This is a genomic window from Kitasatospora sp. NPDC051984 (assembly GCF_044593455.1).
Classification (GTDB): domain Bacteria; phylum Actinomycetota; class Actinomycetes; order Streptomycetales; family Streptomycetaceae; genus Kitasatospora.
Map to the genome: position 1 here is coordinate 60129 of NZ_JBIUCB010000028.1, position 26155 is coordinate 86283.

22 protein-coding genes are annotated in these 26155 nt (G+C 72.2%); 14 read left to right on the forward strand and 8 right to left on the reverse strand.

Annotation, left to right across the window (positions count from 1 at the left end; translation table 11 throughout):
- Positions 1-112 precede the first annotated feature (112 nt).
- Positions 113-1330, reverse strand: a complete 1218-nt coding sequence (gene thrS, locus ACIHEI_RS33050; RefSeq protein ID WP_396609292.1) for a threonine--tRNA ligase — start codon at positions 1328-1330, stop codon at positions 113-115.
- Between the two features lie 219 nt (positions 1331-1549).
- On the opposite strand from thrS, the gene ACIHEI_RS33055 reads away from it, so the two are divergent.
- The 4 genes from ACIHEI_RS33055 (at position 1550) to ACIHEI_RS33070 (ending at position 6330) form a co-directional block, all read left to right on the forward strand.
- Positions 1550-3037 (forward strand): hypothetical protein, encoded by a 1488-nt coding sequence (locus ACIHEI_RS33055; protein ID WP_396609293.1) that lies wholly within the window; start codon positions 1550-1552, stop codon positions 3035-3037.
- Positions 3038-3102: 65 nt separating this feature from the next.
- Positions 3103-4095, forward strand: coding sequence for an NAD-dependent epimerase/dehydratase family protein (locus ACIHEI_RS33060; RefSeq protein WP_396609294.1), 993 nt, complete (start codon positions 3103-3105; stop codon positions 4093-4095).
- A 76-nt stretch (positions 4096-4171) separates the two neighbouring features.
- Complete coding sequence (locus ACIHEI_RS33065; RefSeq protein ID WP_396609295.1) at positions 4172-5518, forward strand: cytochrome P450; 1347 nt, start codon at positions 4172-4174, stop codon at positions 5516-5518.
- 32 nt (positions 5519-5550) lie between these two features.
- The gene (locus tag ACIHEI_RS33070) at positions 5551-6330 is read left to right on the forward strand and encodes an SDR family oxidoreductase (RefSeq protein ID WP_396609296.1); all 780 of its coding nucleotides are present in this window, start codon (positions 5551-5553) and stop codon (positions 6328-6330) included.
- Positions 6331-6343: 13 nt separating this feature from the next.
- On the opposite strand, the gene ACIHEI_RS33075 is transcribed toward ACIHEI_RS33070, so the two are convergent.
- The 3 genes from ACIHEI_RS33075 to ACIHEI_RS33085 all read right to left on the reverse strand — a co-directional run bounded on the left by ACIHEI_RS33075 (position 6344) and on the right by ACIHEI_RS33085 (position 8950).
- Positions 6344-7036, reverse strand: a complete 693-nt coding sequence (locus ACIHEI_RS33075) for a hypothetical protein (protein ID WP_396609297.1) — start codon at positions 7034-7036, stop codon at positions 6344-6346.
- Between the two features lie 108 nt (positions 7037-7144).
- Positions 7145-8281, reverse strand: a complete 1137-nt coding sequence (locus ACIHEI_RS33080) for a Cmx/CmrA family chloramphenicol efflux MFS transporter (protein WP_396609298.1) — start codon at positions 8279-8281, stop codon at positions 7145-7147.
- A 276-nt stretch (positions 8282-8557) separates the two neighbouring features.
- Positions 8558-8950, reverse strand: a complete 393-nt coding sequence (locus tag ACIHEI_RS33085; RefSeq protein ID WP_387642669.1) for a DUF1992 domain-containing protein — start codon at positions 8948-8950, stop codon at positions 8558-8560.
- Between the two features lie 137 nt (positions 8951-9087).
- Here ACIHEI_RS33085 and ACIHEI_RS33090 point away from each other — a divergent pair, with 137 nt between their 5' ends.
- From ACIHEI_RS33090 to ACIHEI_RS33110, 5 genes are all read left to right on the forward strand, one after another.
- Complete coding sequence (locus tag ACIHEI_RS33090) at positions 9088-9837, forward strand: hypothetical protein (RefSeq protein WP_396609299.1); 750 nt, start codon at positions 9088-9090, stop codon at positions 9835-9837.
- On the forward strand, positions 9837-10175 hold the full coding sequence (locus tag ACIHEI_RS33095; protein WP_396609300.1) for a winged helix-turn-helix domain-containing protein: 339 nt from the start codon (positions 9837-9839) through the stop codon (positions 10173-10175). The genes ACIHEI_RS33090 and ACIHEI_RS33095 overlap by 1 nt, the downstream gene beginning before the upstream one ends.
- 237 nt (positions 10176-10412) lie before the next feature.
- Positions 10413-11324 (forward strand): hypothetical protein, encoded by a 912-nt coding sequence (locus ACIHEI_RS33100; RefSeq protein WP_396609301.1) that lies wholly within the window; start codon positions 10413-10415, stop codon positions 11322-11324.
- A gap of 58 nt (positions 11325-11382) precedes the next feature.
- On the forward strand, positions 11383-11907 hold the full coding sequence (locus ACIHEI_RS33105; protein ID WP_396609302.1) for a GNAT family N-acetyltransferase: 525 nt from the start codon (positions 11383-11385) through the stop codon (positions 11905-11907).
- 135 nt (positions 11908-12042) lie between these two features.
- Positions 12043-12702: an NAD(P)H-binding protein gene (locus ACIHEI_RS33110; protein WP_396609303.1), complete on the forward strand. Its 660-nt coding sequence runs from the start codon at positions 12043-12045 to the stop codon at positions 12700-12702.
- 24 nt (positions 12703-12726) lie between these two features.
- Here ACIHEI_RS33110 and ACIHEI_RS33115 read toward each other — a convergent pair whose 3' ends face one another.
- Both ACIHEI_RS33115 and ACIHEI_RS33120 read right to left on the reverse strand, forming a co-directional pair.
- Positions 12727-14061: a condensation domain-containing protein gene (locus ACIHEI_RS33115; protein WP_396609304.1), complete on the reverse strand. Its 1335-nt coding sequence runs from the start codon at positions 14059-14061 to the stop codon at positions 12727-12729.
- A gap of 551 nt (positions 14062-14612) precedes the next feature.
- Positions 14613-15590 (reverse strand): ROK family protein, encoded by a 978-nt coding sequence (locus ACIHEI_RS33120; protein WP_396609305.1) that lies wholly within the window; start codon positions 15588-15590, stop codon positions 14613-14615.
- A gap of 705 nt (positions 15591-16295) precedes the next feature.
- Here ACIHEI_RS33120 and ACIHEI_RS33125 point away from each other — a divergent pair.
- Positions 16296-17309, forward strand: coding sequence for a LacI family DNA-binding transcriptional regulator (locus ACIHEI_RS33125; RefSeq protein ID WP_396609306.1), 1014 nt, complete (start codon positions 16296-16298; stop codon positions 17307-17309).
- Between the two features lie 494 nt (positions 17310-17803).
- On the forward strand, positions 17804-19750 hold the full coding sequence (locus ACIHEI_RS33130) for a transglycosylase domain-containing protein (protein ID WP_396609307.1): 1947 nt from the start codon (positions 17804-17806) through the stop codon (positions 19748-19750).
- A 12-nt stretch (positions 19751-19762) separates the two neighbouring features.
- On the opposite strand, the gene ACIHEI_RS33135 is transcribed toward ACIHEI_RS33130, so the two are convergent.
- A complete protein-coding gene (locus tag ACIHEI_RS33135) occupies positions 19763-21046 on the reverse strand; it encodes a hypothetical protein (RefSeq protein ID WP_392956019.1) in 1284 nt (427 codons plus the stop codon).
- 338 nt (positions 21047-21384) lie between these two features.
- Between ACIHEI_RS33135 and ACIHEI_RS33140 the strand changes: the two genes are divergently transcribed.
- Both ACIHEI_RS33140 and ACIHEI_RS33145 read left to right on the forward strand, forming a co-directional pair.
- Positions 21385-22194: a hypothetical protein gene (locus ACIHEI_RS33140; RefSeq protein WP_396609308.1), complete on the forward strand. Its 810-nt coding sequence runs from the start codon at positions 21385-21387 to the stop codon at positions 22192-22194.
- Between the two features lie 167 nt (positions 22195-22361).
- Positions 22362-23642 (forward strand): alpha/beta hydrolase family protein, encoded by a 1281-nt coding sequence (locus ACIHEI_RS33145; RefSeq protein WP_396609309.1) that lies wholly within the window; start codon positions 22362-22364, stop codon positions 23640-23642.
- Here the strand turns inward: ACIHEI_RS33145 and ACIHEI_RS33150 are convergent.
- Positions 23630-25459 carry a hypothetical protein gene (locus tag ACIHEI_RS33150; protein ID WP_396609310.1) on the reverse strand — a complete coding sequence of 610 codons (1830 nt, stop codon included), beginning with the start codon at positions 25457-25459 and terminating at the stop codon, positions 23630-23632. The genes ACIHEI_RS33145 and ACIHEI_RS33150 overlap by 13 nt on opposite strands.
- A 151-nt stretch (positions 25460-25610) precedes the next feature.
- On the opposite strand from ACIHEI_RS33150, the gene ACIHEI_RS33155 reads away from it, so the two are divergent.
- A complete protein-coding gene (locus tag ACIHEI_RS33155; protein WP_396609311.1) occupies positions 25611-26015 on the forward strand; it encodes a hypothetical protein in 405 nt (134 codons plus the stop codon).
- Positions 26016-26155 lie beyond the last annotated feature (140 nt).

Sequence of the window (26155 nt, forward strand, 5' to 3'; positions counted from 1 at the left end):
GGGCGTGTGCTGGGGCTGCGGCCGGGACGATCGGTGCCTGGTCGGCCGGGGGTGCGGCGTGGGTCTTGTCACGCTCCTGCTGTGGTCTGCGCCACACTTCCGGCCGGTCGGTTCACCAGAGATCGACGCTGTGCGCCCGCACCCTCGCGTCGATCCGCGCCAGCAGCTCCTCGGCGGGCAGCGGGTCGAGCCGGCGGCCGTCGCGCAGCCGCACCGCGAGGGTGCCGTCGGCGACCTCGCGCGGACCGAGCACCACCTGGTACGGCGCGAGCCGGGCCTCCCGGACCCGGGCGCCCAGTGAACCGCGGTCCGCACCCAGCACCTCGCACCGCAGATCGAGCTCCAGGCAGCGGGCGGCCAGCTCGCGCGCCGCACCCTCCTGCTCCTTGCCGAGCGGCAGCACCGCCAGCTGCACCGGCGCCAGCCACGCCGGGAACGCCCCGCCGTGCTGTTCGATCAGCTGCGCCGCCGCCCGCTCCACACTGCCGAGGATCGCCCGGTGCACCATCACCGGCCGGTGCTTCGCCCCGTCCGGGCCGATGTAGCGCAGGTCGAACTGCTCGGGCTGATGGAAGTCGACCTGCACGGTGGACAGGGTCGACTCGCGGCCCGCACCGTCCACCACCTGCACGTCGATCTTCGGCCCGTAGAACGCGGCTTCGCCGACGCCCTCCTCGTACGGCACACCGAGCTCGTCCAGCCCCCCCACCAGCAGCGCGGTCGCCCGCTCCCACAACTCCGGCCGGGCCACGTACTTCCCGCCGCCCCCCGGCAGCGACAGCCGGTAACGGGACGCGGTGATGCCCATCGCCCGGTACGCCACCGCGATCAGCTCCAGTGCGCCGCGCGCCTCCTCCGCGACCTGGTCCAGGGTGCAGAAGATGTGCCCGTCGTTCAGCTGGATCGCCCGCACCCTGGTCAGCCCGCCCAGCACCCCCGACCGCTCCGAGCGGTACATGCCGCCCAACTCGGCCATGCGTAGTGGTAGTTCACGGTAGCTGCGGGAACGGGAACGGAACATCACGGCGTGGTGCGGGCAGAGACTGGGGCGGAGGACGAGCTGGTCGTCGCCGTCGCCCATGGACATCGGCGGGAACATGTCGTCGCGGTAGTGCGCCCAGTGCCCCGAACGCTCGTACAGCTCACGCTTGCCCAGCACCGGCGAATACACGTGCCGGTAGCCCGCGCGCCGCTCCAGGGCGCGGATGAAATCCTCCAGGCTCTGCCGCACCACGGCGCCGTCCGGCAGCCAGAACGGCAGACCCGAACCGATCAGCGGATCGGTGTCGAACAGGTCCAGCTCGCGGCCCAGTTTGCGATGGTCGAACACGGCGGTCTCCTCACCGGAAGGGGGACGAGCCGCCACGGCCGCACATGCGAAAGCCCCGGGCGCTCGGCCCCGGGGCTTGATCAGAACAGCAGTCAGCGCGCCGGGACACTCTCCGGCGTCGTCGTCAGCATCGCAGCGCGCTTCATGGCCGGAACGGTAGCAGGACGGGCTGCGGGACGCACGGCGTTTGTACGCCAACGGGCGTGCCAGGATGGGCCGGTGATCGACAACGAGCCCCTGCTGCGCGGCATCGCCGCCAACCCCGGCGCGCCCACCGCCGTCCTGCTGCGCCTGCTCGGGCCCGAGGCCAAGGCCGCCTGGCCGGTGTTCGCGCAGCGCCGGCTGCCGGACGAGTTCGTCGAGGCGGCGCTGCGCAGCCCCGACGCGGGCGTGCGGAGGGCGACCGCCGGGAACCCGTGGCTCAGCGACGAGCAGTGCCTGAGGCTGGCGGGCGACCCGAACGATCTGGTGGCGGTCAGGCTCTTCTCCGGCAAGTACGCCGAACGGCGACCCCGCCCGCTGTCCGACGCGGTGCTCGAACGGATCCACCTCGCCACCTTCGAGCGGACCGCGCCGCACCTCACCCTCAACGAGATCGTCGGCGAACTGGATCGCTGCGGCGCCATCACCGCCACCTTCCGCCGCCGGACGGCCACCCATCCGTCACCCCAACTGCGCCTCCAGGCAACCTACTTCCTCGACGCGCTCGACGAAGAGCAGCGCGCGGCCCTGCTGGACGACCCCGATCCGGAGGTCCGCGCCGCCGCCCGGCGCTACCACGCCCCCATGGCGCTGACCGCCGAGGACCTCGCCCACGCCGGCGCCGACCGCAACCGCGCCTACTGGTACGCCACCCGCCTCGTCCCGCCCGAGCTGTTCGAAGCCGGCCTTGCCGACGGCCACGCCTACAACCTCGCCGGAAATCCGCACCTCACCCCCGAAGAGATCCACCGCCTGGCCGCCCACCCCGACCCGCACGTGCGCCACCGCGTCGCCGAACGCGACGACCTCACCCCCGAGTTGATCGCCCTGCTCGCTGCCGACCCAGACCCGGACGTCCGCCTGCGCGCCGAGGTCGAACCCGCCCCGCGCAGGCGCGCCGAGACCCTGGCCGTCAACGGGGTCGACTGCTCCTACCCGAGCGCCAATCGCTGGATCTTCCGTAACTCCCTCCACCGTCCCGCCCTCGACTGGTACCACGCCTGCGCCCGCTCCCCGCATCCGCTGCTGCGCCGCGCCGCCGCCACCTGCCCCGAACTCGACGCCCCGACGGTCCAGTTGCTCGCCGCCGACCCCGACCGTGAGGTGCGCCTGCTGCTCTCCCTGCTCCACCCCGACGCGCCGCCCGCCCTGCTGCTCGACGCCTACGTCGCCATCCCGGAGCACCGCCTCCGGCTGCGCCTGCGGGACACATTTCCGAGCCGGGGCGTGCCCGCCGAACTCGCCCGGCACGACGATCCCGAGGTACGCGAACTCGCGGCCGCCGACCCGGAGTTCGACGGCGACCTGGCCGCGCTGCTGACCGACCCCGACCCGGGCGTCCGCCGCGCCGCTGCCGCGAACCCCCGGACGCCGGTCGGCACCGTCACCGCGCTGCTCGCCGATCCGGACGCCGCGCCCGAGTTGCGAGAAGGGGCCGCCGCCAGTGTGCATCTGACGGAGCATCAGATGGGCGAACTGCTGGACCGGTTGGAAATTCCCCGCTGACCGGGTGAGCGCGGTGCTATTTGTGTGAGTGCCAATGACGCGTCACCGAGAGGGTGTTGTTCACCATGCAGAACACTTCCGCCGACCGGCTCAGCCTGCTCGTGCTGGGTGGCACGCGGTTCGTGGGCCGGGCCGTGGTCGAGGCCGCGCTGGCCGCGGGCCACCAGGTCACGATGTTCAACCGCGGTCTCAGCGACCCCGGGCTGTTCGCCGAGGCGGGCGTCGAGACGCTGATCGGCGACCGCACCGCGGACCTGTCCGTACTGGAGGGGCGCCGCTGGGACGCCGTGATCGACGTCGCGGGGTATCTGCCCGAGGTGGTGCAGCGTTCGGTCACCACCCTCGGGGATCGCGTCGGCCGGTACGTCTTCGTCTCGACGATCTCGGTGCTCGCCGACCTGTCCACCGTGCAGGACGAGGACGGCGAGGTGCTGGAGCTCGTCGAGGGCCTGCCGCCGATCCAGCTGTACGGCGCCAACAAGGCCGCCTGCGAGCGGATCGTGCTGGACGCGTACGGCGAGCGCGCGAGCATCGTCCGACCCGGGCTGATCGTCGGCCCGTACGACACGACCGACCGGTTCGCGTACTGGCCGCGGCGGTTCCGGCGCGGCGGCCGGGTGCTGCTGCCCGGCGACCCGGCCGACCCGACCCAGTTCATCGACGTCCGCGACCTCGCGGCGTGGATCCTCGGCTGCGCCACCGGGCAGCGCGGCGGAATCCACCTGGTCACCGGCCACAGCATGCCCATCGGCGAGTTCTTCACCGCCTGCCAGGCTGTGGCGGGCTCCGACGTGGAGACGGTCTGGATCGGCACCGAGACCCTGCTGAAGGCCGGCGTCGCGCCGTGGATGGGCGTCCCGCTGTGGAACGGCGACCCGGACTACGCGGCGGCCAACCGGTCCGACATCTCCCGTGCGCTGGCCGCCGGGCTGACGTTCCGCCCGCTGGCCGAGACCCTCGCCGACACCCTGGCCTGGGACACCGCCCGCGGCGGACCGGCCCCCGACAAGGAGGGCCTCAGCGCGGCGGAGGAGGAACGGCTGCTGAACGCCGGATGATTGCGGACCGGCGCGCGGTGCCCACGCTCCGTTAGGGTGGTTGCTCGACCGGGCGGGCCAGCAGGGGAGAGACGTGATGGTGACGGCAGCGGACAGCACCCTTCCGGAGCTCGACGCCGAGGAACTCGTCCGCTGGCGGGCCGGCGGCGGGCGGCTGGTCGACCTGCTGACGGCCGCTCAACGGCTCGGCCCCGTCGCCGGGTTCAGGATCGGCGACCGGCAGGTGGTGCTGGTGACCGGGCCCGAGGAGGTCCAGCACGTGCTGGCCCGCAACCCCGACACGTACGTCAAGCACGGGCACCGCGCGAAGGTGCTGCTCGGCGACGGCCTGCTGTGCGCCGCCGGCGAGCCGTGGCGGCGCCAACGCAAGCTGCTCCAACCGCAGTTCACCGTCCGCGGCATCCGCACCTACGAGCCGCAGTTGCGCGCTGCGGTGGCGGCGCTCGCCGACCGGTGGCGGGCCGCCGCCGACAGCGGCGAGGCGCGCGAACTCGACGCCGACCTGCGGTACTTCTCGCTCGACGTGATCTGGCGCTCGCTCACCGCGCAGGCGCTGGACGAACCCACCTACCGGCAACTGGTCGCCGCCGGGGACAGCCTCGCCGCGATCCCCGCGTTCGCCCCTGCCACCGGCGAGACCGCCGCCGACTTCAGCCAGGCCGTCGCCGACGCCGACCGGGCCGCCGAGCACGCCATCGCGCTCGCCCGGAAGGCCGACGAACCCACCCTGATCGCGGTGCTGCTCCGTGCCGCCGGCGAACTGCCCGGCTACGACGAGCAGTTGGTGCGCGACGAACTGCTCACCCTGATGGTGGCCGGCTACGAGACCACCGCCACCACCCTCGGCTGGCTGTTCCTGCTGCTCGACACCCACCCCGAGCAGCGCGACTGGGCGTTGTCCGCCGGCCCGGCCGGTTCCGCGGAACGGGCGGCCGCGATCCGGGCGCTGATCGACGAGACGCTGCGGCTGTACCCCGTCGCCTGGCTGATGCCCCGGCACGCCGCCGAGACCGGCACCGTCGGCGGCCGGACCGTCCCCGCCGGCGCGACCGTCCTGCTGTGCCCCTACCTGACGCACCGCGACCCGGCGCTGTGGCCCGACCCGGAGACGTTCCGGCCGCAGCGCTTCCTGGCCGCCGAACGGCGCCCCGCGCCCGGCACGTACTTCCCGTTCGGACTCGGGCCGCGCGCCTGCATCGGCGCGCAGTTCGCGGTGCGGGAGATGACGCTGCTGCTGGAGGAGCTGCTGCCCGCCGTCCGGCCGGAGATCCGCGAGCGGCCCGGTGGGGCCGGGTACCGGCTGACCGTCCACCCGGACGGGCCGATCCGGGCGGTGCTGCGGCGGGATGCGGGGGGCTGGGCGGTGGGGGACCCGGCGGTGGGGGATCGGGCTGTGGGGGACCGGGACGAAAACCGTTTGTGAGCGGGGCGGCGGGTTCGTCAGGATCGGCGCTGATGAAGACTGATTCGGATGCCCCGTCCCGTCCCGTCGCGCTGGTGACGGGAGTCGGCCGGACGGTCGGCATCGGCGCCGCCGTGGCCGAGCAACTCGCCGCCTCCGGCTGGGACATCGCGCACACCCACTGGACGCCGTACGACACCCGGATGCCCTGGGGTGTGGAGAAGGACGCCGTCGAGGCCGTCGGCGCGGCGATCCGCGCGCACTGCGCCCGGCAGCTCGCGGTGCCCGCCGACCTCACCGACCCCGGGACGCCCGCCCGGCTGTTCGACCAGGTGGAGGCCGAACTCGGCCCCGTCACCGCGCTGGTGATGAGCCACGCCGAATCCGTCGACTCCGGGCTGCTCGACACCAGCGTGGAGAGCTTCGACCGGCACTTCGCCGTCAACACGCGGGCGAGCTGGCTGCTGATCCGCGAGTTCGGGCGGCGCTTCACCGGCCCGTTCGGCACCGGCCGGATCGTCGCCCTCACCAGCGACCACACCGTCGGCAACCTCCCCTACGGCGCCAGCAAGGGCGCACTCGACCGGATCACGCTGGCCGCCGCCCACGAACTCGCCCACCTCGGCATCACCGCCAACGCCGTCAACCCCGGCCCCACCGACACCGGTTGGATGAACGACACCCTCCGCGCCGACGTCCTCGCCCACACGCCGTTGGCCCGACTCGGTACGCCGCAGGACGCGGCCCGGCTGATCGACTTCCTCTGCTCGCCGTCAGGGCAGTGGGTCAACGGTCAACTGCTGCAGAGCGACGGGGGATTTCGCGGGGTGTGACGGTGGGCGGTGTTCAGGCCTTCCGCTCGGAGCGTTCGCGCAACTCGCGGGTGCGGGCGGCGAGTTCGGCCAGGGAGAGGCCGGCGGTGCCGTCCGTCAGGCTGCCCAGGGAGGAGCCGTCCGCCCAGGCGCAGACCGGGAGTTCGCGCTTGTCGTCCCAGACCGCCGCGCAGGCGATCGCGCCGCCGAGCGGGCCGGGCTCGAACATGCGCAGGCGCGTGACGGCCGTGCTGTCGCGGAGGGTGGTGGTGTCGGTGTGGGAGTAGCCGCGGAGCATCCAGGCGGCCGCCTGGTCGGAGTCCGGCACCGAACCGCTCATCACCACCGCCAGCAACTCCGCCTGCGCGAAGCCGGTCGTCCCCGGCGGCCCGTACGCCACCACCTGGATGCTGCGGGGCACGAAGCGCTTGGCGTCGTCCGACTCGTACGCGGCCCGCAGCTGGGTCAGGTCCCGATCCTCCGTCACCCGTGACAGGCCCGCGAACTCGGCCGGCAGCGCGACCTTGCGCCGCTCCACCCCCGAGTCCATCGCCCCGGCGGCCAGTACGGCGAGCGCGAGAGCTGCCGCCGCCCCCACGCCGACGTCGAACTGCTTTGCCGTCAGCTGCCGGTACCACGGCACCGGCGGCTGCGGCTCCTCGTCCGCCGCCCAGAGGGCCTGCGGGCTGTCGAACCCCGACTGCGGATGCTGCACCGTACCGGTCACTGGCTCCCCCGACTGAACTGAAATCAGATCGTCCGATCGAACGATGGCGAGCACTTTACAAGCACGCTGACCAGGGGCGACGCGGGGGCTGGGAGCGTTGGTGGATGGTCAGGTGTTGGCACGGGCCGGGGCGTGGTTGCGGAGCGTCGGAGTGAGCAGGAGGGCGGCCGCGGTGAGGGCTGCGGCGGTGTACAGCGGGCCGGTCGGAGTGCGGAGAGTGGCGGCGGCGAGGAGAGGGCCGGCGGTGGCGCCGAGGTTGAGGGCGGCCGTCGCGTAGGCCCCGGCCATGGTGGGTGCGCCGGTGGCGGTGGCCAGGGCACAGGTGATCAAGGTGCCGCCGACGGCGAAGGAGAGCGCGCCGAGCACGGGTACGAGGACCGGCAGTGCGGTCGGGAAAGCGGCCAACGCCGCCCAGCCGAGCGGCAGTAGCGGGCCCGCCACCGCGAGCAGTCGCAGCGGATGCCGGTCGGCGAGCCGCCCCGCGACGGTCACGCCCAGGACCGTGCCGAGACCGAAGAGCACCAGCACCACCGGCACCCAGCGCCGCCCGAACCCGGCCGGGCCGGTCACCACCGGGGCGAGGAAGGTGAACGCGGCGAACGTCCCGGCGTTCACCAGCGCGCCCAGCAGCAGCACCCGAAGGAGGCGGGGGCGGGCGAGCTCGGCGAGTTCCGCGCGCAGGGCCGAACGCCCGGATCCGCCTCCGCCCGGGACGCCCCGCAGCACCCCGACAGCGGCCGGCGCGCAGAGCACCGCCACCGCCCAGAACGAGGCACGCCAGCCCAGCAGTTGACCGAGCAACGCGCCCGCCGGGACCCCGACCACGGTGGCCACCGTCGTCCCCGACAGCAGCACACCCACCGCCCGCCCCCGCCGCTCGGGCCCGACCAGGTCGGCCGCCGCCGTCACCGCCAGAGCGAGGAACCCGGCGTTCGCGAACGCCGCCACCACCCGGCTGACACACAGCACCGGGAACGATGCGGCAGTGGCGCCGAGGACGTGGGCCGCCGCGAACAGCACGAGGAAGGTGAACAGCCCGGCCCGGCGCGGCCAACGGCGGGCCAGCGCCGCCATCGGCGGGGCGCCCGCGACCATGCCGACCGCGAACGCCGAGGTCAACAGGCCGGCCGTGCCGACCGGGACGCCGAGCTCGGCGGCGAGATCCGGCAGCAGGCCGGACAGCATGAACTCCGAGGTACCCATGGCGAACACGGCCAGGGCGAGCAGGTACAGGGCAAGAGGCATCGCGCAGAACTCCGGGGTGAGGAGCGGAAACGGACAGCCGTCTCGTCACCAGGAGTCCAGGAACCGTGGTCGCGTTTCAGCGCCGCGCGGCCCCTCGGCGGGGCAGGCGCGGCCCGGCAGGGCGGACTCAGGTGCTCAGGGGCCGACGGCGGGGCCGAAGACCCCCACCTCGTCCGACTCGGGGCTCACCACGCTGCGCACACTACCGAACGCCGACCGTGCGGTCATCTTCGGCCGCCAACGTGCGTCAGCGGTAACGGGTTTCCGGCTCCCGGTTCAGGTGTGGCGCCAGTTGGAGACCTCGGCCTCGATGTCCACCGGCGCGACGCCGAGCGGTGGGCCTTCGACGGGGCGGCGGAGGGCTGCGTCGATACGGGAGTTGAGCTCGGCGAGACGCTTGCGCAGCAGCGCCTCGGTGGGTGCGAGGCGGGCGGCGTCGAGTGCCTCGTGCAGCTCGTTGCGCAGGACGAGGGACGGGGGCAGAGAACTCAGGCCCTCGCGTTCCAGCTTCTCCCGGAGCCACCACATCTCGTGGTACGGCCGGTTCTCGTGGGCGAGCGGTTTGCCCGCGCCCGGCAGGTTGTCGAATTCGCCGCGCTCGGTGGCCTCCCGGATCTGCCGATCGACCCAGCTCTCGAAGGTGACGCCAGGGGGCTTGCGGTCGGTCATGGCCGGCTCCTCCCGTTCTTCCGTGTGCGGATGGCTGCACCCACCAGCCTACGTCCTCGCCCAACTCGGCGACTGGGGACGGGAAATGATGCGCACGGTCTCTTGTCGCAACTGGTTTGTCATGCAAACCTGATGGCATGACAGACGCAACGGTGCCCTCGAACGGCACACCGCACGAAGTCCTCGCCGGCCTGGGCGAGTTGACCCGCAAGGTGCGTGCCGCCCAGCGCGGCACCTGGTTCCCGCTGCTGCTGCTCGGCGGGCTCACGCTCGGCGGGATCCTGGTCAGCCGCCTCACCTACCAGATCCTGTCCGTCCCCTGCCCCGAACCCGCCGCGGGCGCCGACTGCACCCTCGTCCGGCAGGGCTCGCCGCTCTACTGGCCGATCGGCCTCGCCCTCGCCTACCTCGCAACCGCGATCTTCTACGTCCGCCGCGCCCGTCGCCGGGGCGTCGGCACGGCCGTCCGGCCCTACGTCCTCACCGGACTCGCGCTGCTCGCCGTGGTGGCCGCCACCTCGCTCTGGGTCACCCGGAACGGGATACCGCAGCCCGGCGCGCCGCTCGACTTCTGGGGCCTGCACCTCGCCCCCTCGTCCCCGGCGGCCAGGTTCCTCTCCCGGCTGACGGGCGACGCCCTGGCCGTCGGGCTGCCGCTGCTGGTGCTGGCCCGGGTGGAACGCAGCCGCACCCTGCTGCTGCTCGCCGCGCTGTACCTGGCCGTCGAGCTGGTACCGCTCACGCCCGGCTGGGCGGGCATCCCGATGACCTCGCCCTGGGCCTTCCTGCCGCAGTACGCCGTCCCCGGCGCGCTCCTGCTGCTCGGGGCGGTCGGTTTTGCGCTGGCGGAGCGGTCGAGCGGGCGTTCCGGTGGGCGCGCCGCGTGATGACCGAACAGCCCGAACAGCACCCCGCGATCGGCCTGGACGACGTCGTCCACCAGCGTGTCCGCCTGGGCATCCTCACCGTCGCCCACCAGGCGCGCCGGGTCGAATTCGGCTTCCTGCGCACGGCACTCGGCCTCACCGCCGGCAACCTGAGCCAGCATCTGACGGTGCTGGAGAAGGCCGGACTGATCGCCGTCGAGAAGGGCTACGAGGGTCGCCGGGCCCGCACCTGGCTCACCCTCACTCCCGCCGGTGACCGGGCGCTGCAGGACGAGGTTGCCCAGCTCAAACGGCTCATCCAGCAGATCGAGAGCGGTAGTTCGGGATCGGCGTCCTGATTTCCGCCCGGGGTCGTGCAGTTGGCGATGCGGCGCGGCCCTATCGTGCTCGTTCCGTTGCCGAACTGGTTGATGACGGCCGCGAATGCCCTTGGCTACCTTGGTGGTTGGGCTCGCGGGGGCGATTGTCGGACCGGCCCTGTCGTTGTCTGTCACGAAACGTGCTGCTGGGCGGGCCGAGTCGCGGCCGACCGGGTCGGGGGGCTCGCTGTTTCTCGTTCCATGGGGGGAATGGGCATGGCGACAAGTAGGGAGTCGGAGCTGGTCGCGGCCGTGCTGGGGCCGCTGATCCAGTCGGTCGGCCGGGGAGAGGGAGCGGAACTCGCTGACATCCAGCCGGAGTTGAGGCGAGTGTGGCAGGAGCTGGCGCGGATTCCGGGTGGGGCGGAGGCGGTTCGGCGGGCGGCTGCCGCGCCCGAGGACGGTTTGGTGCAGGCCGAGGCGGCGGTCGTGGTCACCGAACTGCTGCGGTCGAACGGTGAGTTGGGTGATGCGCTGGCGGCCTTCCGGCCGGCTGGCGGAAGCGCGGCCGCGAGGAAGCGCCGGTTCGGCGCCGGTGCTGTCATGGCCGCGGTGCTCGCGCTGGCGAGCCTCGCTGCTGGGCTGAGCGTGTACCTCGGGGATCAGCCCGCGGTGCTCACCTTCGCCCAGGCCAAAGCGGCACTGCCCGACCTGGGTGCCCTCCCGGCGGGGTGGCGGACGGCCGCGGAGGCCGAGGTCGGACCGCCGCTCCGGGAGTGCGTGACCGGCGAATCGCCCGACATCTGCGAGCATGTCCGGTCCGTCGCGACAGTCGCCTTCACCAGCCGCGATGGGGTCGTCGTCGTCTTCATGCTGATCACGATGGAGGACCGCACTTGGGGCGAGAAGGCCTACCGGCGCTCCGAAGCCGCTGCCAAGGCGGCAACGGGCGCCAACAAGCAGATGGTCCCGGTACCGGCCATGGGGGACGCCTCGGTGGCCGTGGGCGACTCGAGTTCGATGGACATCGGGGTCGAGGTCGGCACGGAGTTCCTCTCGATCACGTCCGACATCGGGAACTCCGGCGGTAGTTGGGACAAGAGCACCATGCTGTCCCTCGCCCGGATGTTCGTCGCCCGGGTCCAACAGGCCGAACAGGGCCGTACCCCCGACGCCTCCGTCCGCTAGCGCTTCCGTCGCGCGTAGGCTGCCGTCCCGTCCGACCTTCTGCGACGAGGACTCAACCATGAGCAGCCGCACCACCGTTCGCCTGATCGAGCCCGCCGACGCCGCACCGATAGCCGCGCACCGCGCGCGGGACGTCGAAGCCTTCCGGCGGTGGGAACCGGCCCAACCCGCCGCGTTCTTCACCCCGGAGGGCCAGGCCGAGCGGATCGACCGACTGCTGACCGCCCACCGCGCCGGGACGGTCTGGCCGGCCGTGGTGCTCGCCGACGGCGAGGTGATCGGGCAGGTCACCGTCAGTGGCATCCTTCCGCAGCCGCACCTGCGCCGCGCCTCCCACGGCTACTGGATCGCCACCACCGCCCAGAACCAGGGCCACGCCGGGCGCGCCGTCGGCCTGGCGCTGAAGGTGATGGCGGACGAACTCGGGCTGCACCGGGTCGAGGCGTCCACCAATCTGGACAACCTGGCGTCCCAACACGTGCTGCGCCGCAACGGGTTCAGCTCGTACGGCGTCGCGCATTCGTCGATCCTCCTCGACGGGCGGTGGCACGACTCGCTGCTGTGGGAGCGGATCCTCGAGTGACAGGCGTCCTCGACATTCTCGCTTGGGTTCAGGAGGAGTTGACGTCGCATCGGATGCGGGCCGAACTCACCCGTATGCATGGCGGATCGGCTGGGCTCCGACGGGAAGTGATCGGCGGGGCGTACGGTCGGGCGCATGCGGATTGTCATTGCTGGTGGTCATGGTCAGATCGCGCTTCGGCTCGAACGGCTGCTCGGCGCGCGGGGAGACGAGGTCGCGGGGATCATCCGACGGCCGGAGCAGGCGGGGGAGTTGCTGGCGGCGGGTGCCGAACCCGTGGTGTGCGACTTGGAGTCGGCGTCGGTCGCCGAGGTGGCCGGGCACCTGGAGGGTGCCGACGCGGTGGTGTTCGCCGCCGGCGCGGGGCCGGGTAGCGGGGCGGCGCGGAAGGACACGGTCGATCGTGGGGCCTGCGTGCTGTTCGCGGATGCGGCGGAGGCAGCAGGCGTGCGGCGCTTTCTGGTGGTGTCCTCGATGGGGGCGGACCGGGAGCCGGCGGCGGGGACCGATCCGGTGTTCGCCGCGTACCTGCGGGCCAAGGCGGCGGCCGACGACGACGTGCGGTCCCGCCCCGGCCTCGACTGGACCGTCCTGCGGCCGGGCCGGCTGACCGACGAGCCGGGCGGCGGAACGGTCGAGCTGGCCGAGCGCACGGGGCGCGGGTCGGTCTCGCGCGACGACGTGGCGGCCGTCCTTGCCGCGCTGCTGGCCGAACCGCGGACGGCCGGGCTGACGTTGGAGCTGATCGGCGGCAACTCGCCCGTGGACGAGGCGGTTTCGGCGCTGGTCGGTTAGCTGCGTTCGGTTAGCTGCGGTCGGTTAGTTGCGGTCGGTGCCGGCGGACATCGTCAGCAGGGTCTCGCGCAGGGTGCGGTGGAGGCCGGCCATGGTGCGGTGGGCCTGCGGGAGGTCGACGTAGATCGAGTTGATGTGCAGGCCGTCGGCGTCCCGTTGGAACCACGAGGTGGTGCCGTTCACGCGCGAGACCCACACGTGGGCCATGGGGCGCCAGCGCGCGTGGTTTTCGGCGCCCGGGCACTTGCGCATGTCGATGTAGGAGAGGAAGTTCACCGGGAACGGCCAGCAGCGGCCGGTGAAGTGCTCGGGTGCGAGGAGTTCCCAGGCCCGGACGAAGGGCACGTCGATGTTCTCCATCATGGTGGTGAACCCGTCCCGGACCCCGGCGAGGAGTTGCGGGAAGTCGAGCTCCCTGGCGACGGAGAACTCGATCGGCAGGGTGTTCACGAACCAGCCGAGGGAGTCCCGCCAGGTGCCGCGGCCGCGTTCGCTGAGTGGGAGCAGGGCGCGGTAGAGGTCCGGGCCGCCCTCCGTGTGCAGGGCGGTTCCGACAGCGGCGAAGAGTCCCATGAACAGTTTGCCGCCCGCGTCCTGGCAGCGGGCCTCCAGCGCCGCGGTCTGCCGGTCGTCGAGCAGCGTCGCGGATTCGTTGACCGCCGGGTACAGGCGGCCGGGCTCGGTGCCGAGGTCCAGCGGGAAATGCGGGAAGATACCGTCATTTCGTTCGATGAACGATTTCCAGTACGCGAGGCGGTCGTCGTCGGCGTCGATGGATGCGTAGCGGTGGCGCTGCTCGCGGGCGAAATCCACGTAACTTCCGGCGGGCGGGAGGTCGGGGTCCTTTCCGGCGGAGTAAGCGGCATATGCCATTTGTACGTCGCGGACGACATTCGGCATTGACATACCGTCGGAGACGATGTGGTCGAACGCGAGGTAGACCGTGGTGGGGCCGCTGTTCCGGAGGACGGCTCCCACGGTGTACGGCGGCCACTCCAGTGTGTCGATCTGCTTCTGAAAGCTGTCGTTCAGGAAGTCGCGGACCTCCTGCGAGGTGTCGAATTCGCCCAGGTGAACGGATTCCAGTTCGATGTCCTCGGGCCGGTGCACCGCACAGGACAGGTCGCCCAGGAGCCGCTGGAACTCGCAGCGCAGGACGTGGTGCCGCTGCACGAGGTGGCGCAGCGCCGATTCCAGGGCCGGGCGGTCGAGCGGGCCCTCGATCTCGAACGTGACGGCGAGCCAGGAGGCGAGGGGCTCGCGGCTGTTGCGGGTCTCGTCGATGAGTGAGTGGTGCTTGTCCTGATTGAACGACGCGTTCTTGTCGATTTCTTCGCCGTGGCGGTCCGCGTACGCCACTCCCGAGGACCTGATATTCCACTGGACAATCTGCCCCGGCGCAATATCGGCCGCTTCCAAGGGTGCTTGGCGCATGCTGGTGTTCTCCCTAGCCGGAGGGGCGGTTCTGTGAATCGGCAAGGCGGAAGCGCCCACGCAAAGGGGCTGAATCGGCCGATTCAATACAGAACGTAACACCGTGCATTCGGGAAGTGTCTGATCGGCGCGGCACGAAAATGCGGTCGATTGGCGCCGTTGGGTTTGGGTGGGGGAGTGTCAGGGGAAGTGCGGCAGGCTCGGGCGGGCCAGGGCTGCGGCGCCGAGATGGCCGGCGGCGCCGAGGCGGGTGGGGCGGGGGGATGGGGCGAGGGGGGTGGGGCGCGTGGCTGGTCGGTGCGACAGGACGTTGCGGTGGGGCGTCGTTGGGGTCAGATGCCGATCGGCAGGCTCGGGTGGGCCAGGGTTGTGGCGCCGAGGTGGGCGGCGGCGTCGGGGCGGGTGGGGCGAGGGGGCTGGGTGGGGCCGCGTGGCTGGTCGGTGCGACAGGACGTTGCGGTCGGGTGTCGTCGGGGTCAGATGCCGATCGGCAGGCTTGGGCGGGCCAGGGCCGCGGCGCCGATGAGGCCGGCGTCGGTGCCGAGGTGGGCGGGGGCGAGGGTGAGGTGGCGGGTGAAGGGGAGGGTCGCGTAGGAGGAGAGGTGGCGGGCGAGGGGTGCGAAGAGGACGTCGCCCGCGTTGGCGACGCCGCCGCCGATCACGGCGACGTCGAGTTCGACCAGGGTGGCGGTGGCGGCGATGCCGGCTGCGAGGGCGCGGGCGGCGCGGTCGAAGGCGGCCAGGGCGAGCGGGTCGCCGGACTCGGCGGCGCGGGCGACGCCGGTGGCGGTGGTGTCGCCGTCCGGGCCGGGGCGCCAGCCGCTCTCGGTGGCGGTGCGGGCGATGGCCGTGCCGGAGGCGAGCCCTTCGAGGCAGCCGCGCGAGCCGCACGGGCAGGGGCGGCCCTCGAAGTCGACGCTGATGTGGCCGAGATGGCCGGCGTTGCCGGTGGTGCCGGTGTGCAACCGTCCGTCCAGGACGAGTCCGGCGCCGACGCCGGTGGAGACCACCAGGCAGAGCGCGTTGCGGTACGGGCGGGCCGCGCCGCGCCAGTGTTCGGCGGCGGTCATCGCGACCCCGTCCCCGCCGAGAACCACCGGCAGGTCGCCGACGGCAGGGTGCGCGGCGGCCTCCGCGCGCAGCGGAAAGCCGCGCCAGCCCGGCAGGTTGACGGGGCTGACGGTGCCTTCGGCGATGTCGACCGGCCCCGCGCTGCCGATGCCGAGCGCCCGCACCCGGCCCCACTCGGGCCGCCCGGCCAGGTCGTCCAGGACGCGCGTGACGGCGGCCATCAGCTGGTGCCGGTCGCCGGTTGCCGGGGTCGGCACCTGGAGACGGTGCAGCAGGGTGCCCCGGGTGTCGACCAGGCCGCCGGCGATCTTCGTGCCGCCGATGTCCAGCGCCGCGAGCAGCGGTTCGTCGCGGGTCGTGGTGCCGGCCGGGGGGTGGCTCATGGTGACGTCTCCACAGGTGGGACGGGGAGCGCCGTGGTGCGTGGCAGGGCGCCGTCGGATCGGGTCCTGCGATTCTGACCGCCTCTGACAACGTTGTCCAGCGCGAGTCGGCTGCCGCGGGCCGAGGCCGGGGCCGGGGCCGGGTGCATGGACGGTCGGCGGTGGCGGACGCGTCAGCCCATGGTCGAGCGGCCAGCTGCCAGGTCAGCGTGGTGGCGGGGTGGCCGAGTTGGGCTGAGGTGAGGCCGGAGCGGGGGCAGGCGCGTGTGCGGGCGTTGGCGGCGGACCGGGTCAGGCTGTGGTCGGGTGTTCGGGGCGCGCTGTCGGCGGCGGGTGGTGGTCGGGTGACGGGCCAGGGTGCCAGGTCGGGGTGGGTGGCGGGGGCCGAGTTGGGGTGAGGAGCGGGGCCGGTGTCGCGGGGGCAGGCGCGTGTGCGGGCGTTGGTGGCGGAGCGGGTCAGCCTGTGGTCGGGTGCTCGGGGCGCGCTGTCGGCGGCGGGTGGTGGTCGGGTGGCGGGCCAGGGTGCCAGGTCGGGGTGGTGGCGGGTGGCCGAGTTGGGGCGAGGCCGAGACGGGCTGTTCCCCGGCCTGCTCGACTCCGTCCTCGCCGGAGCGCGCCGAAGCGAAGCACGCCGGGCAGGTTCGGTTACCGCGGGCTGAGGCCCGATCGGAGCGGGCCGGAGGTACCCGCACTATTCTCCGTGGCATGACGAGCAGCCTCCGCACCGGTGTCCGACCGACCATGAAGGACGTTGCCGCGGCGGCCGGGGTCGGGCTGAAGACCGTCTCCCGGGTGGTCAACGGGGAGCCCGGGGTGACGGCCGGGACGGCGGGGCGGGTGCGGGAGGCGATCGAGGCGCTCGGGTTCCGGCGCAATGACAGTGCGCGGCTGCTGCGGACCGGGCGCACCGCGAGCGTCGCGCTGCTGCTGGAGGACATCAGCGACCCGTTCTCCTCCGCGCTGTCCCGGGCCGTCGAGCAGGTCGCGGCGGCGGAGGGGTGCCTTCTGTTCACCGGTTCCAGCGACGAACAGGCCGACCGGGAGCGGGAGTTGGCGCTCGCGTTCTGTGCCCGCCGGGTGGACGGGCTGATCGTCGTGCCGGCCGGGGACGACCACCGGTACCTGCTGCCGGAGATCGAGTCCGGTACGCCCGTGGTGTTCCTCGACCGCCCCGCCGGCGGCATCGACGCGGACGCGGTGCTCAGCGACAACGCGGGCGGCGCCCGCTGCGGCACCGAGCACCTGATCGCCCACGGCCACCGCCGGATCGGCTACATCGGCGACCAGCGGGCCATCCACACCGCCGCCGAACGCGAACGCGGCTACCGTGCCGCGATGGCCGGGGCCGGGCTTCCGGTGGACGAACGCTGGGTGGACTGCGGCCCCACCGACCGCGCCCGGGTCGGCGAGGCGGTGCGCCGTCTCACCGCCGGACCGGACGCCGTCACCGCGCTGTTCACCGCCAACAACCGCGTCACCCTGGCCGCTCTGCACCACCTCCCCGCCGATCACCGCCCGGCCGTGGTCGGCTTCGACGACCTGGAGCTCGCCGACCTGCTCACCCCCGGCCTCACCGTGGTCGCCCAGGACCCGGCCGCCCTCGGCACCCTCGCCGCCCGCCGCCTGTTCGCCCGCCTGGCCGGGGACGCCGGTGCGCCCACACGGCTGGAGCTCCCCACCACGCTGATTCCCCGGGGCTCGGGCGAGATCCGCCCCTGATGTGTCCTGTCCGGCACGGGAGATGACCAGGTCGAGCCAGCGCCGCTGGTCCGCGCGGATCCGGCCCGCCGGCAGGTCGAGCAGCCACGGGGATGAGGGTGCCGGGTCGTCGTGGCCGCCGTCTCCAGGACCTTCAGCACGCCCGTCGCCTGGCGCGAGCGGCGAAGAGCGCGAGCGGCGAAGAGCGCGACGGTACCAGAGGCGGCGGGCGGGCTGTGAGGGCCGGAGCATGACGGGTGGGCGTGGTGATGATCACACCGGACGGGTTGACACCTGCGGGGTGCTGGGCGCGTCCACAGTGAGGGAGAGATTTGCCAGTCGAGCAGATCGGGGAACGCATGGTGTCCGGCGAGCCGAACGAAGCGGTCGGGGCAGAGGGAACGGAAACGGACGGGTCGGCGGTACGCGCCAGGCGATGGCCCGTCCGGACACCGAAGTCGAGACCGCGTCGGGACGCGGGACACGAGGGTGCCGAACAGGGCGCCCGGCGTCGGTTGTCGAAGCTGCGCCCGGACTACCCGCGCACCGGCCGCAGCGGCTTACGGCGCTGGCTCCCGTCGTGGCGTCAACTGCTGCTGCTGGCAACGGGAAGCGTCGGCGTGCTGACCGTCGCGGCCGTGGTGATGTACATCCGGACGGACATTCCCAAGGACCTCAACGCGTTCGCCACCCAGCAGAACAACGTCTTCTACTGGGCGGACGGCACCGAGATGGCCCGCATCGGCCTGGTCAACCGGCAGGACGTGCCGCTGGAGCAGGTGCCCGAGCAGGTGCAGTGGGCGGTGCTCGCGGCAGAGAACGAAGACTTCTACTCCGACCCCGGAGTCTCGGTCAAGGGCATCGCCCGGGCGTTCTACCGGATGGGGTCGGGCGGTGACACCCAGGGCGGCTCGACCATCACCCAGCAGTACGTGAAGAACGCCTACCTGAACCAGCGCCAGGACTTCTCCCGCAAACTCGATGAGGCGTTCATCGCTCTCAAGCTCGACCAGCAGGTCGAGAAGCAGGACATCCTCAGCGGATACCTGAACATCAGCTGGTTCGGCCGCGGCAGCTACGGCATCGAGCGGGCCGCGCAGGCCTACTACGGCAAGGACGTGGACCAACTCAACGCCAGCGAAGGCGCGTTCCTGGCCGCCGTGCTGAAGGGCGCGTCGCTGTACGACCCCGCGCTCGGCGGCGAGAACCGGGCCCGGGCGGTGGAACGGTGGGGCTGGATCCTGGACCGGATGGTCAAGATCGGGAAGCTGTCCGCCGAGGAACGCGCCCGCTACACCGTCTTCCCCGAACCGCAGGCCCCGCCGCAACAGGCCGGCCTGAGCGGGCAGACCGGCTACCTGGTCGACCTGGCGAAGAGCTACGCACAGAGCCACGCCGAGATCTCCCCGGCCCAGTTCGACCTCGGCGGCTACCAGATCTACACCACCTTCGAGAAGCCCCGGCAGACCGCGCTCACCCAGGCCGTCCAGGACGCCGCGAAGAACCTCGACCCCGAGCACCGGCCCGCCGACCAGAACGTCCACCTCGGCGCGGCCTCCGTCAACGCGGACGGGCGCATCCTGGCCGTCTACGGCGGACCCGACTACCTGAAACAGGGCTTCAACAACGCCAACACCGTGAACGTGCCCGCCGGTTCGGCCTTCACCCCGCTGGTGTACGCCGCCGGCCTCGACCAGGGCGTCCAACGCGAACGGCAAGGACCCAGGGCGCCCGTGCAACCCACCACCAGCTACAACGGCGACAACGGCGTCGACCTCCAGACCCCCGAAGGCCCCTACTGGGCACGCGACGGGAAGAAGGCCAAGTCCGCCAACGACGGCGACCGCAACTGGGGCCCCATCAGCCTGCGGACCGCCGTCGAACAGTCCGTCAACGGCCCGATGCAGCAACTCGGCATGGACATCGGCCTCGACAACGTCCGCAAGAGCGCCCTCGGCTTCGGGCTCCTCCCCGACAGCCTGGGCGACATGACCCCCGGCTTCTCGCTCGGCAATTCCACGCCCAGCGCGATCCGGCTGGCCGACGCCTACACCGCCTTCGGCGGACAGGGCATGCGCACCGACCCCTACTCCGTCGACCGGATCAGCCGCAACGGCGACGGCCTCGCCGTCGAACGCCCCACCGCCGTCCGGGCCGCGCCCGCACGCGTCGCCACCGAAGTCGACAACGCGCTGCGCGGGGCGGTCAAGGACGGCACCGGCAAGGAGGTCGGCCAGGCCGTCCCCGGCGCCGCCGGAAAGACCGGCGTCAACCAGGCCCGGACAGCAGGTTGGTTCGTCGGCTACCGGGGCGCCGTCACCACCGCCGTCTCACTGTTCCGGATGGACACCAAGACGCTCGAACTCCTCCCCCTGGCCGGGGTGGCCGGAGCCGCCCCGACCACCCCCGACTACACCACCCCCGCCGGGATCTGGGCCGCCTACATGAAAGCGACAGGATGATGCCGCCGCAGGCTACTTGAGGTAGGTCGGCCAGTCCGGCGCCTGGGCCGGATCGAGCCGGCGGAGCTGGTCCAGGACCTTCGGGTCCTGGGCATCCAGCCAGTCGGCGAGCTCCTTGAACGACACACAGCGCACGTCCTGCTTCTTGCAGACGGACTTCATCACGTCCTCGATCGCCTGCATGTAGATGCCGCCGTTCCAGGTCTCGAAGTGGTTCCCGATGAACAGCGGCGCCCGGCTGCCGTTGTAGACCCGCGCGAACCCGTCCAGGTAACCGTCGCGGGTCTGCTTCTCCCAGGCGTTGTACTTCTTCGGATCGCCGTGGGTGCTGTCGCCGGACTGATTGGCCAGGAAGTTGAAGTCCATCGACAGCACCTGGGTGTCACCGAACGGCAGCAGCTGGAGCGGAAAGTTCCACACCCCGCTGTTCTTCGACGGCCACACCTGGAACTCGCCCGGAGAACTCGCGTCGTACCGCCAACCCAGCTCCTTCTCGGCCGGTATCAGGTTCTTCTGCCCCTCCAGGCACGGCGCGCGGCCACCCGCGAGATCCTTCCGGTAGTCGAACGGCAGCGGCGCCTCGCCCGCGAACCCGGTGTTGGTCTTCCAGTCGGTGACGAACGAGACGGCCTGGTCGATCTCGCTGCGCCATTCGTCGGTGCTCCAGTCGCCGCCGCCCTTCGGGCCGCAGAAATGGCCGTTGAAGTGGGTGCCGATCTCGTTGCCGTCCTGCCAGGCCAGCCGCAGCTGATTGAGCGTGTCCTTCACGTGCTGCTCGGTCGGGAAGGAGATGGCCGCGCTGCCCGCGTCGTGCTGCGGCGGCCGGTAGAGCCCGTGCTTCTTCTCCGGGAGCAGGTAGATCCCGGAGAGGAAGAAGGTCATGGTCGCGTTGTTCTCCTTCGCCAGCTTCCGGAACCGGGAGAACAGGTGGTCGTCGTTCTCCAGCGCGCCGTCCCAGGAGAACACCACGAACTGCGGTGGCTTCTCCCCGGGTTTGAGCTTCTCGATCTTCAACTGGTTGGGCTGCGGCCCCGCGTCGGAGGTGGACCCGTCGCCCAGCACCCTCACCTTGCCGTCCCAGGACGGGGACGGGGACGGGCTCGCCGGGGGCGAGGCGGTGCCCGGCGCCGTGGTCTCCGGGTTGGTCGCGGAGAGCGACTGCTGCACCGGGGCGCTACTGCCACCCGTGGTCAGCCCCACCGCGAGCGCCGTGACCGCCCCGACCGCGACCACACCCGCCGCGACCTGAGCCGATCTGACCCGCCCCCTGCTGCCCGCCCGCTTGCCGTCCGTCATCGCTCGCCGTTCCCTCCGCCGTACGGCCGCCCGGCTGGCGGGCCGTCCGATCGGTATGACGTTCTGGAAGATCGAAACGTTTACTGATCCGGCCGATTTAGGTGGCTGATGGTTCGTCATGTTGCTTGTGGTGGTCGGGAGTTGTGCGCTTCCTGTGGCGGCGGTGGGTGTGTTTGAGGTGGGCATGTGTTGATGTGTGGTGTCGGACTGGCAAGTCCTGCCCGCGGCGGGGGACGCGGCGGGCACATTGTCGTCGAAATGCTCCGCGGGTGCCTCTGAAGCGTTCGGACCTGGTCGATGTGGGAGCGGCGTTCGACCTCGTGGGTGCGGAGCCGCAGGTGTTCGCCGTCGGCGGGGCCACGGGGAGTGCGTGGACCGACGGCGAGCTCGACAGCTGCGAGTTGGCAATCGACCCGCCGTTGAGCCGCGAGATTCTCGACATCGTCCGGCCGACCGTCGCACCACCCGGCCTGCCGGGGCTCGGTTGGCTCGACCATGTGGACTCGGAGCCGGGAAGGGCGCTGGAGCTCTTCGTCACGGGCTGGCACCCGGAGGCGGTTGAACCGCGGGCGGTCGGCGAGATACCCCGCTCCATTCCGCCCGCACTGGCCGACTTCTACCGGCTCGCGGAGAGGTACCCGGACATCCTGGGGGGCCAGAACCGGATCAGGTCGGTCGGCGCGGTGCGTCCCGACAGCAGCGCGGGCTTCCTGGTCTTCGCCGACGAGAACCAGGGCGGGTGGGACTGGTCGATCCCGTGGGAGGTCGATGCCACGGACAGCGACCCGGCGGTGTGGGTCGGCGAGTTGGGCGGGGCCGCCGTTCTGGAGCAGGAGCCGCTGAGCAGGTACCTGCTGCAATTCTCGCTCTACGAGGCGGCCTCGACCGCCCCGTACACTGCTGCCTTGCGGAACTTCCCCAGGCACCTGCTGCCCGTGCTGGGGCCCTGCCTGCAGGGCGTGCCGCTACGGACGTTCATGGCTCCCGTCGCGCCGACCGATTTCCTGGTCGGACCGGGCATCGTTGCCGGCGTCTCGCCGAGCTATTTCAACGAGGACGAGGCCGACGTCTGGATCGGCGCCCGCCACCGCAGCGCACTGCGTCCGCTGCTCGAACTCGGCCTGCAATGGCGGCGGTTCGACGGGTAGCTGTGAGCACGCCGGGAGCTTCGGCGAAGACCAGTGCCGCAGGAGTGTCATACCGGAGTAGCCCCAGGCGAGTTGGCTCCGCAGTATGACGGCTTCGTACCCGTCCCGCCCGTACCTTCTCACCCGTGCCGAAGAGCGCACGGGGAACGAGAGCAAGGGGACGGGCGATGCGCAGGCGGGGACGGGCGATGGCGGCGGTGGTGCTGGCGGCGACGGTGGCGCTGGGTGTGGTCGGGGCTTCCGGCGGGGTGGCGGTGGCGCAGGTGCCGGGGTCGGGCGGGCGGTTGGCGACGGCGGCGTTGCCGGTGCCGACGGGGCCGTTCGCGGTGGGGACGACCAGCGTGCACCTGGTGGATCAGGGGCGGGAGGATCCGTGGAAGGCCGGGCGGGCCCGGGAGTTGATGATCAGCATCTGGTATCCGACCGGGCGGGCCGCGCCGGGCGGTGAGCGGGCGGCGTACATGACGCCCGACGCGGGGGCGCACTTCGGCAGTGCCGGGAGTGCTGGGCAGATGAACCAGGGCTTCGAGGCCGACCGCACCGACTGGTCGGGTGTGCGCACGCACGCTCGGGTCGATGTGCCGGCGTTGCCGGGCAAGGCCCGGCCGGTGGTGTTGTACTCGGCGGGGCTGGGGGACCCGCGGACCTGGGGCACCGGGCTGGTGGAGGATCTGGCGTCGCGCGGCTACGTCGTGGTGACGGTCGACCACACCTGGGAGGCGTCCGAAGTGTCGCTCCCGAACGGCGAGTTGGCCACCTCGACAGTCGCGGGGATGTTCGGTCAGCCGGGCCTGGACTTCGGTGCGCTGCTGCGCAAAATGATCGGCACTCGGGTGGACGACACCAAGTTCGTTCTGGACGAGCTGGCGCGGCTGAAGTACTCCGGCACGTTGCCGCCCGGCGTCGGTGCCGCCCTCGACCTCGATCGACTCGGCATGGTCGGCCACTCCGGCGGCGGCTCGACCGCCCTTCAGGCCATGCACGACGACCCCCGGATCAAGGCGGCCGTCAACATGGACGGGCAGCTGCACTTCCCCGGCCCGGACGGGAACACCGGCGTCTATCTGACCGACGTGGCCGAGAAGGGCCTGGACCGCCCGTTCCTGCTGCTCGGCACCCGGAACGACGACTCCGGCCCCTACCAGAAGCAGCCCGGCTGGGACGCCCTGTGGCAGCACAGCACCGGCTGGCACGCCGACTTCACCCTCGACGGCTCCCGCCACGGCTCGTACACCGACGCCGAATCCCTGCTGCCGCAACTCGCCCGCCAGGGTGCGATCTCCACCGAGGCGCTGCGCGGCGACATCGGGGACATCCGACCCGAGCGGGCGGTGCTCGCGACCCGGACGTACGTCGGCAGCTTCTTCGACCGCTGGCTGCGAGGCCACGACGACCACCTGCTGGACGGGCCCTCGGGGAGCTTCCCGGAGATGGTCTACGAGCCCTGACCGGCCAGCAAGTCGAGCGCCAGCGTGCGGAGTTGGTGGTCGGCGTGGCCGCCGCCGGTGGAGGCGAGGGGGTCGTCGGGGATCAGGGGGTGAGGGGAGAAGGCGAGGGCGCGGAGGGTGGGGCGGAGGGAGTCGGGGAGGTGGCCGGTGGTGGCGAGGGAACGGAGGGCGGAGAGACCCAGGTCGGTGGGGGCAACCAGGTCGGCCAGGACGGGAGTTGCCAGGGTGGGTGAGCCGGACAGGCGGTGGTGGGCGTCGGCGGCGGCGAACCGGATGTAGTCGCGGGCGGTCAGCAGTGGTTCGAGCAGCGGCAGGAGCGGTGCGGCGGCCAGGCCGAGGGAGGGCAACTCGTCGGCGCACCAACGGGGTTGGGGAGATGAGGTGAGCAGCTCGCGGAACGCGGCGAGCGCGGGTGCGGCGTCGCCCGTCAGGCGGTGGCGGGCGACGGTGGCGGCGATCCGGAGCGAGGAGTCCTCGCTGCGGGCGGCGGTGGCGAGGTGGTCGAGCAACTCCGGCCCGACGGTGCCGAGTTGGCCGAGAGCCCGGGCCGCGGCGACGGCGAGGTAGCTGGTGCCCTTGCGCAGGCAGTCGAGCAGTTCGGGCACGGCCGCGCGGGCGGACTCGCCGAGCGCCGGGAGAGCGGCGATCAGGTGCAGGTCGGGGGCGGTGGCGAGCCGGCGGCGGATCAGCGGAACCAAGCGGCCCGAGGGCATCAACCGGGCTGCCTCCGCCAGTAGTTGGGGATCGGAGTGGGGCGACAGCAGATCGAGGGCACGCGGGTCGCGGGCGCGGACCAGGCCGAGCAGGGCGGACGGGTCGGTGGCCGCGTGAGCGAAAAGGGTGTCGCGGAGGGTGGCGTTCGGGGCGGGCAGGCGCTCGATCCAGTGGGCGATGGTGCGCAGGTGGGCGGAGATGCCATCGCGCTGGTGGGGGAGGGCGGCCAACAGCAGGTCCAGCACCTCGAGTTCGCGGTCGCGCCAGGTCTCGACGGTGCGTTCGGCCAGCCAGGTGCCCCGGGTGCCCTGGTCGCCGGCGGCGATCCAGCGGGCCGCGACCGCCAGTGCCGCGTCCGGGTCGCGGGCGAGCAGGCGGGTCAGCCGGTTGTCCAGGGTCCGGCCGTTCGCCCACGGCATGTCCCACGGCGGGCGCGCACCTTCGACGGCGAAGGTCTCGACCAGCTCGGGCGGGTACGGCGGGCCGTCGAGCTCGGCCGCCAACACGGCGGCGGCCAGCCGTACTTCGGGCACGTCGGAGGCGGACTTCGGCCGCCCCGGCGCGCCGAGGGTCAGCAGCGCGTCGGCGCGCACCTCGGGCACGGGGTCGTTCTCGAACAGCTCGCCGATCCGGGCCGTGACGTCGGCGGCGAGGTCCGGCGGCAGGAGGTCGGCGACGGCGGCGACCACCCGCAGGGCGGCCTGCCGGAGCTCCGGATCGGCGTCGGTCAGGCAGGGCAGCAGGTCGGGCAGCACCCGGCACAGCTCCGCGCAGACCCCGGACACCGGATTGCGCCCCCAGCGGGCCGAACCGACCTGGCCAGGCTCGTGATCGGCCATCATCGCGAGCAGCAACAGCACATCGACCCGGCGGCCCGCTCCGTGCCGTGCGGCGTGCGCGAGGAACGGGACGGCGGGGCCGGACGCCGCGTAGACGTCGCCCTGGTGATAGACCGTGCCGAACAGCTCGTACACCGCCTCGTCGAGCGCCGCCGGCTCCGACGCGTACAAGCCGCGGATCAACTCGGGGACGTCCTCGGCCGAGCCGTACGCGTGCGAGAGTTCCGCCCAGTCGACCTGGTCGAGTTCGTCCGGCGACCTCATGCTGCGCGCTCCTCGGGTGGATCGGGTACGGCCGGACCCTATCCGGGGGTCAGGACAGCGGCGCAGACAGCACCGACGGATCGAATTCGGGTGCGCAAGTGGACCGCCATCGTGGAGTGTTGGGCCAGGTGATCAACAAGGGGGGCGCACAATGACTGGGACCGTACCGGCGGAGCAAGCTGTTCTGGAGCTGCTCGGTCCGCACTTCCCGACGCCGCCGGCCCGCCCCGAGATCGGCCCCGGCTGGCGGCAGCTGGTGATCGACTGTCATCGGGCGGTTGTCGCGGAGTTCCCCGACTACGAACTCGGCGCCGTGAAACAGAAGTTCGCCGTGCTGGCCTTTCAGGCCTCGCCGAGGCCGTGGAAGCAGGGCGGCAACCGGAGCAGCGCCGAGTCCGATCGCCTCCGGACAATCGTCGAGACCTTCGCCGCCCGCAGCGCGTCGATCTGCGAGCGGTGCGGCGCGGTCGGCCTCAGGCGCGAGGGGAGGCGGATCACGCTCACGCTGTGCTACCCGTGCGAACTGGCCGTTCCCCGGGACCTGAGAGGACGGTAAGTAACGTGATGTCCGTTTCGAGCTTTCGTTTGGGGTAGGCGGGCCGGCCTCGGACCGGTCAGCCTTCTATGGCCGTGGCTGGGTGAACAGGCCCGGCTCGGGTTCGACCAGGATTCCGCGTCCGGCCAGCCGCTTGAGTT